The organism is Ammoniphilus soli (assembly GCF_040813775.1).
Genome location: NZ_JBEGDL010000001.1, coordinates 767006 through 781446 on the forward strand (window position 1 = coordinate 767006; position 14441 = coordinate 781446).

Genomic DNA, 14441 nt, shown 5'->3' on the forward strand with positions numbered 1-14441 from the left:
ATAGATACCAGTATCATGCAGTATATTCCTAAAGAAGACCTGTGTTTCCGTGGGAGCTGGATATTCCCATAATGGAAATACAATCGTTATCATATCTGTTGTAGAAGCTAAATACATGGCTAAAAAGCAAGTAGGGGAAAGTTCAACTATTCTTTTCTTATCTGCAAACAAGAAGAAACATATCTATGAGAGAGCGAATAGGACAATGGAAAAGGTCATACGCTGTCCTCTTTTTCGTAGTACATAACCTATTCTTTTCCATGCTGCCTTCGTCCTGATATTTATTCCCTAACGGATAGAAAAGAAAGAAATCGAAATCATGTATGGGAGATAGCGAAAAAAGGTTCAATGATTACGGAATACGTTTGTTTAGTAGTCGTTTTAATTTGTTACTCTCTTTGGCAGTATAATCTCATAAAAAGTGATATTTTCTAATTAGGTATGGTTTTTGCCATACTTTTTTTATTTTAGAAGTCCAAATTCACTATGTTAATTTGCATATTGAAAATAAATGTAACCAATATTACAATGATTTTAAAGTGTAACCTGTATTACATAACATTAAGGAGGAGAATCGATGAATGGACCATTAGAGGGGAAAACCCAATCCAATACTCAAGCTCAAGAAGTTCCTTATTCTCTTTTACAAATCATTTTGTATTTTCTAAAGTTAGGAACCGTCGGATTCGGAGGACCGGTAGCGTTAACAGGGTATATGTATCGAGACCTAGTTGAAAAACGAGGTTGGATTTCAGAAGATGATTATAAAGACGGTCTAGCTTTGTCACAGCTTGCACCCGGTCCTCTAGCTGCTCAATTAGCCATTTATCTTGGTTATGTTCACTATCGTTTTATTGGGGCTACCTTGGTTGCTATTGCCTTTGTTGTTCCTTCATTTTTAATGGTGGTAGCTTTAGGTTGGGCGTATGTTAGGTTTGGTGGGTTAACGTGGATGCAATCTGTTTTTTATGCCGTGGGAGCTAGTGTTATCGGAATCATTGCATTTAGCGCCTATAAATTGACAACGAAAACCATCGGTAAGGATTGGCTTCTGTGGGCAATTTTTTTAATTGCTGCTGCTGTGACCGTCATTACCGAAACGGAGAATGTTCTTTTGTTTATTGCGTCTGGTATTTTATATTGGTTAGTAAAGGCTCCGCCGAAGGGATTATGGGGTAAATCAAAATTAAATAGTTTTGTACCTTTACCTTTGGCATCGGTGATGGGAATAATGACAGTTTCGAATACAGGTACTTTATGGAATATCTTCACCTTCTTCGCCAAGGCAGGAGCATTTGTTTTTGGTAGTGGTCTTGCTATCGTCCCGTTTCTTTATGGTGGTGTGGTTAAGGAATATGGTTGGTTGAATGCTCAACAATTTCTAGATGCTGTTGCGGTAGCGATGATTACGCCTGGTCCAGTCGTCATCACAACCGGCTTTATTGGATACTTAGTAGCAGGTTTGAACGGAGCAACCATTGCAGCATTGGCTACTTTTCTCCCGTGCTACTTGTTAACCATTCTTCCCGCTCCACTATTTAAGAAATATGGAAAACAACCGGGGATTAATGCCTTTGTGAACGGAGTAACGGCGGCTGCAACTGGAGCTATTAGTGGCGCGGTTATTGTGTTGGGACAGAGGTCAATTATTGATATTCCCACGGCTTTGTTTGCTCTTATTACTTTGGTGTTACTATGGAAAAGTAAAAAAGTATCGGAACCCATTATTATCCTTGTAGCGGCTATTATTGGATTAATTGTTTACCCTATGATGCATTAGGCGGTGGATTCGTGCAAAATTGGCTGCATTTACTATATAAACTTCCAAGGAATCCAAGTAAAATTCGCGTTTTTGTATGGAGAAAGCTAAAGCGTCTTGGAGCTGTTCTCCTTCATGAATCCGTTTGGTGCCTTCCTTCTACACCAAAGACAAGAGAACAATTTCAATGGCTGGTGGTCGAAATTCAAGAGCTAGGAGGAGAAGCTTCCCTTTGGGAATCTCGTCTTGTCTTAGGAGGGCAAGACGAGATTATTATTAGAGAGTTTCTTCAGCAAGTGGATAAAGAGTATGCCGAAATTATGGACGAATTAAAAAAAGAAAACTTTGACCTTAGCACACTTTCTAAGCGATACCAACAAATCAAAATGCAGGATTATTTCCAATCGGAATTAGGTAAACGTGTACTGGAGGAACTACAAGCCGCTAGAAAGGGGATTACAGAATGAAATGGGTTACTTGGGAAAAGGCCGGGGTAGACAGGATGGCATGTGCTTGGTTAATTAGAAAATGGATTGATACGGAGGCGGAATTTATTTTTATTCCTGTGGGTCACAAGCCGTTACCTGAAGGAGCAGAACCTTTTGACATCCCTGGTGTTCGCCTTAGCCATAGAAGGGGTCATTGTACATTCCACACCATGTTGAGAGAATTTGAAATCAAGGACCCCATATTGGCACGAATCGCACGGATAGTGGATGAAGCAGATACAGTACAGGAAGCATTTTTGGAACCTGTGGCACCAGGACTCGATTTTATTTGCGATGGTATTCGATTAACTAGCCCTGATGATTTAACAGCATTAAAAAGAGGTAGTTTAATTTTTGAAGCTTTATATGCACAATTATCATTCTAGGGTATCTATAACAACAAAACCACCGACTTTAAAGCAATAAGTCGGTGGTTTTGTTTGTATGTTACACTAAAACGGAATTAGTGAGCTTGAATCCCAACGTTCATTTCTTGAATTATTGTTGACATCCAGAAGCCATAGGGCAATCGGTTGCGGTAGCACAATCTGAAACATCCTTCATTTCCTTAGCGCACATGGATACATGTTTCATTTTTGCGCAATCAGCTACATCTTGTCCACTAGCGAAAACAGAACTTCCTAAAGCCATTGTTGCGACAAAGGCGAATGTTGCAATGATTTTCTTCATAAAGAATCCTCCTCGAAGTTTTAGTTTTATTAATTGCCTCACGTCTTTTATCGTACAAGAAAAATATGTAGAAAGTATGATGAAAAATAGAAATCTCAACTTGTTCCCCAAAAATATTGGCTATGTTAAATAACAATATTGGTTTGGTTATTAAACAGAAAGAACCCTACCTTTGATGTGGGTAGGGTTCTTTTCGCAACAATAAAGAAAGAAAGTGCGAAGTTAATCTATTTTCATCTTTTTCAAAATTACTTCCATTCCTTTACATGAAAAATAAGAGTACCCTAATACCCACCAATACGATTATTATTCCAAGTGGTATTCCTATAGCAGCATTCCTTACATACCAACCGAAGCTATGCCCCATACAGTCACCGTCCGTCAACAAGTATTTATGTTTATCATTTGTTTTTGTGATAAAGAGTAATCATTAACACTAACGAATGTTTATTTGGTCCAGAATTAATAACACAACATAATGGAAGCAAAAATTTTACATTTCACTCCATCAAATTTTTATCACATTTTTCATGTATTATCATGTTATAAACTTTAATTCAGGAGGATTTATGTAATGTTGTTTATGACAAGTATCGCATTAGTTGTACTTTTTACAAGCTATTGCATTTATTACACTTATAAACGCCGTGAACAGCTTAATTGTATGAGTGGAATGATGATAAGCATGACAATTGGGATGATGTCAAGTATCTCCCTTGGCGCGATTTTAGGGGTTTTGTTAAATCGTGACCTGACCTTTACAACCATCATTGCGGTTACTTCAGGAATGGTTGCTGGTTATCTTACCGGAAGACCAATCACATTAATGGCTGCAATGGACGGAATAATGGCAGGTGTCATGGGCGGAATGATGGGAGCAATGCTTGGAGTTATGCTACTCCCTAATTCCTCAAACCTCATGATTTTATTTGTTGATTTAATTTTTGTGGTTATAATGTTCTTGCTTCTTCAATTGATTGATGAAGAATCCGGTGCATCTAAGAAAGAAGTGGAACCTGTGAGAAAGCCATTAATTGCAAACCCTATCTTTCTTGTAGCCATCTTTGCTTTTATCGGAGTCATGGCTTGGGGAAAATACGGACAAGTCGAAGATACTAACTCCGGTCAGCAAAATACTCAAGTACAGGAACTAGCTACAGGGAATTACCAAGAAGCCACGATTACAGTTGATTCAAGTGGCTACGGTCCTGAGAATCTTGAATTAAAGGCAGGAATGCCGATAAAAATTAATTTTAAAACCGGAGCAGGAGCAGGATGTTTAAGACAGGTAGTTTCGAAAGAATTAGGAATCAATACTATTCTGGAAGAAAATACGAACAATTTTGACATGATAGGTCCCCTAGAGCCTGGTGTTTACGAATACACTTGCGGAATGGGCATGTACGGTGGAAAGATTACTGTTAAGTAAGAAATGAGGTGATAGATTGTGGAACAAGATGCACAACAACTAGAAAAAGTCACTTTACCCGTAGAGGGGATGACTTGCGCTGCTTGTGTGAACCGGATTGAGAAAGTCCTTAACAAAGTGGATGGGGTCCAAGAGGCGAACGTAAATATCGCCAATGAAAAGGCAAGTATCACTTTTGACCCTAATAAAACCAATATAGATGCTATTATGCAAAAAATTGAAGGAATTGGTTACAAGGTCCCTGGTTCAAAATTGGAATTAGCTGTTGAAGGTATGACTTGCGCTGCGTGCGTCAACAGAATTGAAAAAAAGCTTAAAAAGATATCTGGTGTTACGGAAGCCAATGTAAATCTAGCCAATGAACGGGCAACCGTCAAATATCAAGGGGCTGTTGAATCAGCTCAAATTATTGAAGCCATAGAAAGTATAGGGTATAAGGCGTCAGAGGTTAAGGAAGATGCTAAACAAGAAGCCACCGCTCAAGAAGAAAGACGAGATAAGTTAGTTGAAAAGAAAAAACGTACTCTTATCTTTTCGGCAGTCTTAACTGCACCGTTCATTGTTTATATGTTCGGGATGATGGGAGTTATTCCGGAATACCCAATGTGGCTTTACAATCCGTGGTTCCAAATGCTTTTAGCGACTCCCGTTCAATTCATTGCTGGAAAAGACTTTTACATCGGTGCTTACAAAAATTTGAAAAACAAATCAGCGAACATGGATGTTCTTGTGGTTTTAGGAACAAGTGCTGCCTATTTTTACAGTGTGGTTTTAACATTTATGGGTGAGCATCACGTCTATTTTGAAGCCAGTGCCATTATCATTACCCTGATTTTGTTGGGTAAGACAATGGAATACATTGCAAGAGGGAAAACATCCGAAGCTATTAAGAAATTACTTGGAATGCAAGCAAAAACAGCACGAGTAATTAGAGATGGTATCGAAAAAGACGTTCCAATCGAGGAAGTGTTGGTCGGAGATGTCGTTGTAGTTAGACCTGGCGAGAAAGTTCCTGTTGATGGCGAAATTGTTGAAGGAATATCTTCCGTTGACGAATCCATGCTGACGGGCGAAAGTTTGCCGGTTGAAAAGAAAGTTGGCGATTCCGTTATCGGTGCCACCATTAACAAGCACGGTACGTTCAAATTCAAAGCGACCAGGGTCGGAAAAGATACAGCTTTAGCCCAAATTGTAAAGGTTGTTGAAGAGGCTCAAGGCTCAAAAGCTCCTATTCAACGGTTAACTGATGTTATTTCGGGGTATTTTGCCTTTATTGTAATGGGAATTGCCACATTAACCTTCTTGATTTGGTATTTTATTGCTGCTCCTGGCGAAATCACTCCGGCATTGATTAGTTTTGTTTCTATTTTGGTTATTGCGTGCCCTTGTGCATTAGGATTGGCAACGCCAACTTCCTTAATGGTCGGAACTGGTAAAGCTGCTGAAAACGGGATTTTATTTAAAGCCGGTGAATATCTTGAAAACACTCAGAAGTTAACCACTATTGTTTTGGATAAAACAGGTACGATTACAAAAGGAAAGCCAGATGTAACGGATATTGTGGTTCTAAATAATAACCATAAAGACCATATTTTAAAGATTGCAGCTATCGCTGAAAAGAATTCGGAACACCCGCTAGCCGAAGCCATAGTTTCGTCTGCAAAGGATAAAGGGCTAGAGATTCCAGACCCTCAATCCTTCCATGCAATTCCTGGATTTGGGGTTGAAGCAACTGTTGATGACCGTCGAGTGCTGCTTGGAACGAGAAAATTAATGGCACAAAACAATATCGATATTTCTTCTTTGGAGGATAAAGCAGAGGGTCTTGAATTAGAAGGAAAAACAGCCATGTTCATGTCTGTTGACGACGAACCTGTGGCAATTATCGCTGTTGCAGATACCGTCAAAGAACATTCAAAAGAAGCGATAAACCAACTTCAAGCGTTAGGTTTAGAAGTGGTCATGCTGACTGGCGATAATAAGCGTACTGCTGAGGCAATCGGTCAGCAGGTTGGTGTCAATCGTATTATTGCGGAAGTACTTCCAGAAGGTAAAGCGGAAGAGGTTAAGAAGCTTCAAGAAGAAGGTAAAGTAGTAGCAATGGTCGGCGATGGAATAAATGATGCTCCGGCATTAGCCACAGCAGACATCGGAATGGCAATGGGAACAGGTTCCGATATTGCCATTGAAACAGGTGATGTGACGCTAATGCGTGGTGATTTAAGGGCTATTGTAACAGCAATTAAACTCTCCAAAGCGACCATGAAAAACATTAAACAAAACCTGTTCTGGGCGTTTATTTATAATCTTATCGGAATCCCTATAGCTGCAATGGGTCTTTTAACTCCTTGGATTGCTGGGGCAGCTATGGCGTTTAGTTCTTTATCTGTTGTAAGCAATGCGCTTCGTTTAAAACGAGTAAAAATTTAAAGGAGGTAAAAAAAAATGGCACAACAAATTTTAAGTTATATTCCATATCTTATTTGTCCCTTGATGATGCTTTTTTGCATGAGAGGAATGTTTGGCTCTAAAAAAGATTGTCATGCTGGCAAAGAAGAAAGTACCCTTGTGAAAAAGATTGAGTTTTTAGAGAAACAAAATGAACAGCTTCAAAGGGAATTAAGTGAAATAAAAAAACGGAATGTTGTATAGAAGTCTGAAATCGCTCCTCTATTTGAGGAGCCAATTTTTTTGAATTTAATTCAAAAAGCACGGTCATGGACCCATTCACAAATTAATCATTCAACATAACATGAATTGCTTGAGTTAATTGGAGGTGGGTTTATGCGCCAAATGCCTTATGGAGTTCCAGGTGGTACCGGTATGTCATGTCGTTGCTGTCGCGGAAATGGTATGTGTCGTTATTGTGGAGGTTCCGGTACATGTTGTTGTTGCGGTGGAGGAGGGTGCCATCATTGTCAGGGAAGTGGATGTTGCCCCGCATGTGGTTGTTCTAGAAGATGCGCTTGTTGTGGCGGAATAGGAATGCAGCCGCCTATGCCTCGACCTCGATAAGTATGTTTAAAACACCGTATCCTTGATGGAATACGGTGTTTACTCTAATCTAAAGAAACCCATTGATTTATAAAAACGGTTCAATTTAATGATGCTTTATTTAATATTCGGTCGTAATTCCTCGCCTTTATCACTTATGACGGTGTAATCGTCATTTTTAATATCTTCTTGATGCCCTTCGTTTTCTTTTAGATAAAAGTTTGTCGGAGAATGACTTAGAGCCGTCAGATCCAAGCCGATCTTTCTTTTGCTCGCTGCCTCTTTCGGGATTTGCTAGAATGGGAGGGAGTAGGAAAAGCTAAACGCTCATTAAGAAAGTTTGGAAAGTCTATCGCTGAAGAAGAACTAGATGCTCTCCTATGGTCGGGATTATGCAATGATGAAGCTCTGTTTTTATCTTTTACTTACTGACCGCTGCGAACTGGAACCGGACATGCTTGCCCTTTTGGTGCAATTCAGCTTGTTGCCCACCTTGAATCAGATTAATAAAGAGTGGACAAAGGGCTTTTCGTTGAATGGCTGGCATCAGGGCTACTGCCCTGTTTGCGGCTCGCACCCTATCTTAGCAGAGTACCGGGAGTCAGAGAAATTTAGGTTTTTGCGCTGCGGATCCTGTGCCTGTGATTGGGTGTTTCCCAGGGTCGGGTGCCCTCAGTGTCACAACAAGGATTATCATACGCTGGATTACTTGTTTTTGGAGGGGGAGACGAAGCATCGGGTTGATGTATGCGAGTAATGCCGAAGCTACGTCAAAGGGGTCAAAGCCTTATCCCCGCAGGAGTATCCCTTGCTCTTAATTGAGGACCTCTCAACTATTCATTTAGATATGATGGCTCAAGAAAAAGGGTACTATCGTTACTGAACTGAGGAGGAAAGACATGAATGCTGGAGTAATCCTCCTTGCAGGAGGGCAGTCGAGTCGAATGGGGACCAATAAAGCACTGCTTCCCATTGCTGGACAAAAGAATATAGTACGGATCATTGAAGAACTTTCGCGTGTTTTTCCTCCACCGACACTGGTAACAAATCAGCCGGAGGATTACAAAGAATTAGGACTGCCAATGGTAGGGGACAAATTCCTTGGAAAGGGGCCTTTAGCGGGCTTGCATGCGGGCTTACTGGCATCGCCTTATGAGGAAAATCTCCTCGTTGCGTGCGATATGCCTTTTGCTTCCAGCCGGCTGGGACAGTTTCTCTGTAATCAGTTGAAGGGCTTTGATGCTGTCGTCCCTTGCTTAGATGGAAAGCATCATCCTTTATTCGCTGTCTATCGAAAATCAGCACTTCCTATAGCTGAAGACTGCTTGCGACAAGATCGGCTGCGAATGTTCGACTTTATGAAGCGGCTACGAGTGAACGAAATCCAAGTAGAGAATATATCTTTGGACATGGATTTGGAAAAAGCATTTTTTAACATGAACCGCCCCAGTGACTTTGAGCAGGCGAAAGAGTGGGCAGGACAGGATCAGCTGTCCGGCGGGCGATGAAGCTTATTTCTTCCTAAGGAAAATCCATGTATCATAGGAGAGCCCTCATCTCATTGCTAGATGGGGGCTTTATTTTTTCATTCTTTAACCGAATTAGAGTAGTTGTTTGTTCATATTATCATGTGTCGCCCATTGCGGGATAATGATAGAGAAAGTGGTCCCTTTTCCTTTCTCACTAGTCACCTGGATCTTTCCATAAAAGGAGTGGATAATCCGATAGCTCACCATTAGTCCTAAGCCTGTTCCTTTTTCTTTCAAAGAATAGAATGGGGTTCCAAGGTTTTCAATTTGTTCCTTTGTCATTCCTATTCCCTCATCGATGATATCTATGACAACGTTTCGATTTTGGTTCCTGCAGCAGACGTAAAGCGTCCCGCCCCTAGGCATGGCTTCCACTCCATTTTTAAAAATATTGATAAGGGACTGGTTGAACTTCTGTGCATTTCCCCAAATTCGGCAAGGCTCCAAGCTGGATCTTAGCTCCACCTGATTCATCATGGCATAGGAGGATATGATGTTGATCACTCTCTGGATCTGGTCTGCCACATCAATAGCCTCGGTGTGCTCCGCTTCCGGTTTTGCAAATGAAAGATAATCGCTGATAATGCCATTGGCCCGGTCCATTTCTTCAATGCATATTTTTATGTATTTCTTTAGATCATGAGGGAGCTGGCGCTCATTCAGAAGCTGTAAAAAACCTCGATTCACCTGCATCGGATTCCTGATTTCATGGGCAAAGGCACAGGTTAAATCCCCTAATACCTGCAATTTTTCGGCTCTTTGCATCTCCCTTTGCGTTTTGAATTTCTGATCAATATAAGAGCTGATAAGCACGAGAAAAAGCATAATCAGAGTAAAAAGAGCAATGATGATGGCTAAGGCGGATTGATCAAGAATAAAGACATGAGTCGCCGTAACTTCAGGATGCAGCGGTGTAAACATCGTTGCTTTCATCCCCGTAAAGTGCATTCCGAAAATGGCTATGCCCATCACAATTGAGCTTGTGAATTTTCGAAGCTGCCTATCGGGAGAATGATGATCCCGAAGATAGAAGACCAGCATTAATGCGATGATGGATGTGCAAACGGCAAGAAGGATCGACAGGGAAAAGAAAACGGGATGATAAAAAATGTTGACGCCTTTCATCGCTTCCATGCCTACGTAATGCATTTCGCTGATCCCAACTCCCAAGAAAATCCCGCCAATAATTAGTTTCCTGACCTGCTTCTCAGGCGAACTGGCAAAAAATAACCCGGCAAGAGAGGCGGCAATGGCAATCAGGATGGATACCGCAATGATAAATAGGTCATATGAAACGGGATGAGGCAAATGAAAAGCTAACATCGCTACAAAATGCATAGACCATATCCCTGTTCCCATGGCAATTGCACCACTGATGAGCCATGCTTTTCGGCTCCATCCACTTGAAGTAGCCACCCGAAGAGCAAGATCAAGAGAGGTATAAGAGGCCATGATAGCGATAACCAAGGAAAGGGTGACCAAAGAAAAACTGTAACTGCCTGAAATCTCATTTATTTGATGCATAACATTACTCCTAAGTAAAACTAATATATCAAAACGATACCGTTATTCAATATACCCTATAGCCCTTGGTCGATAAACAGGGGCGGAAAGACTAAATAACTGGAGTGCCGCCATTACTCGCACCCCAGTTAAAAGTAATCTCTATATCCCTGCTACTATCGGTTGTATAGGCACTATGACCTACAAGCGATCTTATATACAAATTGTTTTCGGGCAACATGGTAGCTTGAATCAGGTCCGTAAAAATTATCGTGCATCATAAGCAATTCTTCCCGGCGATAATCCTCTAATGGCTTTTTTTCTTCTTCCTTTTGGCGTATCTGGCTTTTTTCGCTTAGCATCCTATCAAAGGATGCATCCTGTGCTAATCCTTCTGCGAGAGAAGTGATTCTGGAGCAAAAAGCCGATTCTTTGAAAGCACCGTCAATCAAACCCATTTTCAAGGCGGATCGCGTACTTACCGGCAAACAATCTTCCGTTAACTGAATGGCTTTTTTCATTCCTACACGCTTGGGGAGCAGATATGTCCAATATTCCGATCCATATAAACCCATTCTCTTATAATGAGGGTTTAGGACAATTCCCTCCCGCGCAAAAACGCAATCGGCTGCGAGGGCTAGCATTAATCCGCCTGCTGCTGCATTTCCTTGCATGGCTGAAATCACCAAGTGGCTGTCCGTGCAAATGACTTCCCTAATCAGATCATTCATCGCGTTAATGTTATGCCAAGATTCATCCGCAGGATTCTCTGCAGCTTCAATCACATTCAGGTGGATTCCGTTGGACCAGAAATCTGAACCTCCCATAAGCACAATTACCCTTGTTTTTTTCTTGCGTGTTTGAATAAAGGCATCCTTCAATTTTATGCATTGGTTTGTACTTATCGCGCCATTATAGAAATCAAAATGAAGATAACCGATTTCATTCTTCTCTTCGTACCAAATTTCACGGAAGGTACGACCGGCATAGGCCTTCTCGATTGACAATGCGGATTCCGGGATCCCGCTTAATTTATCTCTGAGAACTCGTACAGCGGGAAGCTTAATATCAAAGCAGTCCTTATCCTTTCTCTTTAGGTGAGTGATCCAGATCGCTCCATCTCCCGTAGCTCGGCAGATCGCCCCATCTCTCCAGGCTATGATCTCACCCGGATCCCCTTTTAGTGCGTCCTCTTCGTGGGCCCCATATAAATAGTATTCCTCACCATAAAGGGTATCTGAGACGCCTGGCTGGCTATCTCCAGATCGGATTTTTCTTGCTATAGCTTCTGTAGGCTCGGACCAATCGATTTTCCTATGCATTTGTTTCATAGGGGGATGAAGAGTCCCCTTTACATCCGGCTTGCTATAATCAAGGGGTTCTGGTATGAAAGCTCCCTTCTCAAAGCGTTCCATTGCTTCCAGAAGTCCTTTAATAGCCATGTCCGTCACTTCGCGGCGATATAAGCTGCTTTTGCTGGCAGGTCTCATCTTGAACGGGTGCGATGACCAAATATCCCCGCCATCCTTTTCCTGATTGGCCTGGAGCAGAGTCACTCCCCATTCTTTTTCTCCTTTAAGAATGGCCCAATCCAAAGAGGATGGACCCCTGTCCCCTTTGATTCCAGGATGGACAATAAGGCACGTGTAATGACGCCAAATTTCTTCCGGGATGATTTTTTTCAAAAAAGGAGCAAGGATGAGATGAGGCTGGTATTCTTCAACAGTAAGGATCATTTCTTCCTCGCCCATATAAAGATGGACTTTAACCTCATGACCGTTATCCGTCAGTTCGACATAAGCTCTTTGACTTAAACAATTGTGAGCAGTTGTTAAGAATAACACACGCAATAATCATCATCCTCTCGGTATTGGATCTATCTATTACCTCGAACTTGTTGATTCTAATTTCAATATATAGGTTCAATTTCCAATTGATGTTATCTCTATCAAAAAAATAAAACAATTGTTAACATTTTTCGGGCAATCCAGAGAGGTGGAAAGAATAAGGGACATTCCAGCGAACTATGCTGAATGCCCCAGATTGACTTTGCCTTCATTTTCGATTAAAAATTACTGCGGGATTGCCCGCCGTCCACATTAATAGTCGCTCCAACGATCCAGGAGGCTTTTTCGGAAGCCAGGAACACGGCCACATGAGCGACCTCCTCCACCGTTCCGAAACGCCCAGCCGGGATTTCCTGCTCTACAAATTTCCGTATCTGTTCGGGATTTTGCTCCATCCGTTTTTGCCAATTGCCTGTCGGGTGAAGAATCGACCCAGGTGCAATCCCATTGACACGGATGCCCTCACGGATCATCTCATCAGCAAATCCCTTGGTAAAGCTGATTAAGGCGGCTTTGCTATTATTGTAGGTAATTTTTCCTCCCGATTCTCTTCCGAAAATAGAGGAAATGTTAATAATAGACCCGCCGCCTGTTTTCTTCATCTGCTCTGCAGCTAACTGGCTCATATGTACGGCCGAGAGATAATTCAACTGCATGGCTTCCTCGTATAAAGACAGATCTGTTTCTAAAGCTAGCCCTCCGTTGCTTCCGCCTACATTATTGATAAGGACATCGATTCGCCCAAATTCCTCGATGAGTATACGAATCAAGTGCTCTCTCTCTGACGCAATCGTTAAATCTGCAGGATAGATCCTCACGTTTCCTAACTGGCTCTGCGCAACTTTCAGATCTTCTGCAGAACGTGCGGTGATGGCCACGCGAGATCCCTCTTCAACAAACCCTTTGGCGATCGCTTTTCCGATTCCTTTTGATCCCCCGGTAATTAATACAATTTTCCCTGATAAACCTAGCTCCATTGTCAAAACCCTCCTCAAGCAGGACATGTATGCCCCTATTTTAGCAAAAAAAAACATCATGATATAATCTAGAAAGGCAGGAATGAACATTGCTATGGATACTGAATAAGAAAGGAAAATCAAACATGCTGCATAAACGTATGATCCAAACGTCAAAACGCGACGAAATGATAGACATTACCGCACATGTACAGGAAGTGATCCGTAGCGAAGGTGTGGAGGATGGAATTGCCGTTATATATTGTCCTCATACTACGGCCGGGATTACCATTAATGAGAATGCAGATCCGGATGTTGTGCGGGATATGTTGATGCGATTGGATGAAGTGTATCCTTGGGAACATCCAGAGTATCGCCATGCGGAAGGAAATTCGGCCTCCCACTTGAAGGCGAGTACCATGGGGGCATCGCAAACGATCTTAGTTGAAAGAAGTAAGCTCGTCCTTGGAACATGGCAAGGTATCTACTTCTGTGAGTTTGATGGTCCCCGAAGAAGAACTTATTTTGTGAAATTATTGAAGGGATAGATATCACCTCAAAAGCATCCACCATTGTGGTGCTTTTTCTTTGTCATGGCCGCCTGGTACTTGCCATAAAGTATTAGAAAGGTGGTGAGTGACGTGAGTTTCACAATGTGGATGGCTTTAGCATATGTTGTTTCGGCATTATACTTTATGTGGGTGGTAGCGCTGTACAGAAAGAATTGGAACAAATAAGCAATAGAGTTATAGACTTGAGGGCAGGAGAGATTTCTTTTCTGCTCTTTGTTTGTGCCCCTACTGTCCACAAACAAAAGCCGACCCAATTGGGTCGGCTATAAGAACTTACTGGAGGATATATTTTTGGATCGAAGTAAGCTTCCCAGTTTCGTCAAAAGTGCCTTTAAAGGTATCGTTTTCTTTGAGCAACTCTCCTGTAACATCACTTTCTCTAAACCAGAGGGATTTCGATCCATCTTGCGTGACTGCCCAGTAGTCATTGCCCGCTTCTGAGTGAGTAACTACGTAAAAGCTAAGCGTTTGGGATTGATCTTTGGTTTCTTCCGCTATAACTGGTGTGGAAATGGCCGTAAAAAGCAATAATGAAGCAACTAGTTTACGCATTGTCAGTACTCCTTTTATGTAAAATATCATGATGTAAAATCTATATATAATAATAAACTAGTTTATAACAAAAATAGTACGCCATTTATTGGTATGATCACAGTGGAAAATGAAAAAAACGA

General features: G+C 41.6%; 15 protein-coding genes. 10 read left to right on the forward strand and 5 right to left on the reverse strand.

Annotation, left to right across the window (positions count from 1 at the left end; genetic code table 11):
- Positions 1–577 precede the first annotated feature (577 nt).
- The 3 genes from ABLT31_RS04265 to ABLT31_RS04275 are packed head-to-tail and all read left to right on the forward strand — an operon-like array spanning position 578 to position 2633.
- Positions 578–1780, forward strand: a complete 1203-nt coding sequence (locus ABLT31_RS04265) for a chromate transporter (RefSeq protein ID WP_367749248.1) — start codon at positions 578–580, stop codon at positions 1778–1780.
- An 11-nt stretch (positions 1781–1791) separates the two neighbouring features.
- Positions 1792–2226: a Chromate resistance protein ChrB gene (locus tag ABLT31_RS04270; protein WP_367749249.1), complete on the forward strand. Its 435-nt coding sequence runs from the start codon at positions 1792–1794 to the stop codon at positions 2224–2226.
- Positions 2223–2633, forward strand: coding sequence for a chromate resistance protein ChrB domain-containing protein (locus ABLT31_RS04275; RefSeq protein ID WP_367749250.1), 411 nt, complete (start codon positions 2223–2225; stop codon positions 2631–2633). The genes ABLT31_RS04270 and ABLT31_RS04275 overlap by 4 nt, the downstream gene beginning before the upstream one ends.
- 112 nt (positions 2634–2745) lie before the next feature.
- Here ABLT31_RS04275 and ABLT31_RS04280 read toward each other — a convergent pair whose 3' ends face one another.
- Positions 2746–2937 carry a hypothetical protein gene (locus ABLT31_RS04280; protein WP_367749251.1) on the reverse strand — a complete coding sequence of 64 codons (192 nt, stop codon included), beginning with the start codon at positions 2935–2937 and terminating at the stop codon, positions 2746–2748.
- A 574-nt stretch (positions 2938–3511) separates the two neighbouring features.
- On the opposite strand from ABLT31_RS04280, the gene ABLT31_RS04285 reads away from it, so the two are divergent.
- From ABLT31_RS04285 to mobA, 6 genes are all read left to right on the forward strand, one after another.
- Positions 3512–4366 (forward strand): cupredoxin domain-containing protein, encoded by an 855-nt coding sequence (locus tag ABLT31_RS04285; protein WP_367749252.1) that lies wholly within the window; start codon positions 3512–3514, stop codon positions 4364–4366.
- An 18-nt stretch (positions 4367–4384) separates the two neighbouring features.
- Positions 4385–6796 carry a heavy metal translocating P-type ATPase gene (locus ABLT31_RS04290; protein ID WP_367749253.1) on the forward strand — a complete coding sequence of 804 codons (2412 nt, stop codon included), beginning with the start codon at positions 4385–4387 and terminating at the stop codon, positions 6794–6796.
- Between the two features lie 15 nt (positions 6797–6811).
- A complete protein-coding gene (locus tag ABLT31_RS04295) occupies positions 6812–7018 on the forward strand; it encodes a DUF2933 domain-containing protein (RefSeq protein WP_367749254.1) in 207 nt (68 codons plus the stop codon).
- A 148-nt stretch (positions 7019–7166) separates the two neighbouring features.
- Positions 7167–7349, forward strand: a complete 183-nt coding sequence (locus ABLT31_RS04300; RefSeq protein ID WP_367749255.1) for a hypothetical protein — start codon at positions 7167–7169, stop codon at positions 7347–7349.
- Between the two features lie 408 nt (positions 7350–7757).
- Positions 7758–8117 (forward strand): formate dehydrogenase accessory protein FdhE domain-containing protein, encoded by a 360-nt coding sequence (locus ABLT31_RS04305; protein WP_367749256.1) that lies wholly within the window; start codon positions 7758–7760, stop codon positions 8115–8117.
- A gap of 142 nt (positions 8118–8259) precedes the next feature.
- Positions 8260–8868 (forward strand): molybdenum cofactor guanylyltransferase, encoded by a 609-nt coding sequence (gene mobA / locus ABLT31_RS04310; RefSeq protein ID WP_367749257.1) that lies wholly within the window; start codon positions 8260–8262, stop codon positions 8866–8868.
- A gap of 93 nt (positions 8869–8961) precedes the next feature.
- Here the strand turns inward: mobA and ABLT31_RS04315 are convergent, their stop codons facing one another.
- From ABLT31_RS04315 to ABLT31_RS04325, 3 genes are all read right to left on the reverse strand, one after another.
- Positions 8962–10413: an MHYT domain-containing protein gene (locus ABLT31_RS04315; protein WP_367749258.1), complete on the reverse strand. Its 1452-nt coding sequence runs from the start codon at positions 10411–10413 to the stop codon at positions 8962–8964.
- 173 nt (positions 10414–10586) lie between these two features.
- Complete coding sequence (locus tag ABLT31_RS04320; RefSeq protein ID WP_367749353.1) at positions 10587–12236, reverse strand: hydrogenase maturation protein; 1650 nt, start codon at positions 12234–12236, stop codon at positions 10587–10589.
- A 221-nt stretch (positions 12237–12457) separates the two neighbouring features.
- Positions 12458–13216, reverse strand: coding sequence for an SDR family NAD(P)-dependent oxidoreductase (locus tag ABLT31_RS04325; protein ID WP_367749259.1), 759 nt, complete (start codon positions 13214–13216; stop codon positions 12458–12460).
- Between the two features lie 125 nt (positions 13217–13341).
- On the opposite strand from ABLT31_RS04325, the gene ABLT31_RS04330 reads away from it, so the two are divergent.
- Positions 13342–13743, forward strand: coding sequence for a secondary thiamine-phosphate synthase enzyme YjbQ (locus tag ABLT31_RS04330; protein ID WP_367749260.1), 402 nt, complete (start codon positions 13342–13344; stop codon positions 13741–13743).
- A gap of 297 nt (positions 13744–14040) precedes the next feature.
- Here the strand turns inward: ABLT31_RS04330 and ABLT31_RS04335 are convergent, their stop codons facing one another.
- On the reverse strand, positions 14041–14319 hold the full coding sequence (locus tag ABLT31_RS04335; protein WP_367749261.1) for a hypothetical protein: 279 nt from the start codon (positions 14317–14319) through the stop codon (positions 14041–14043).
- Between the last annotated feature and the right edge of the window lie 122 nt (positions 14320–14441).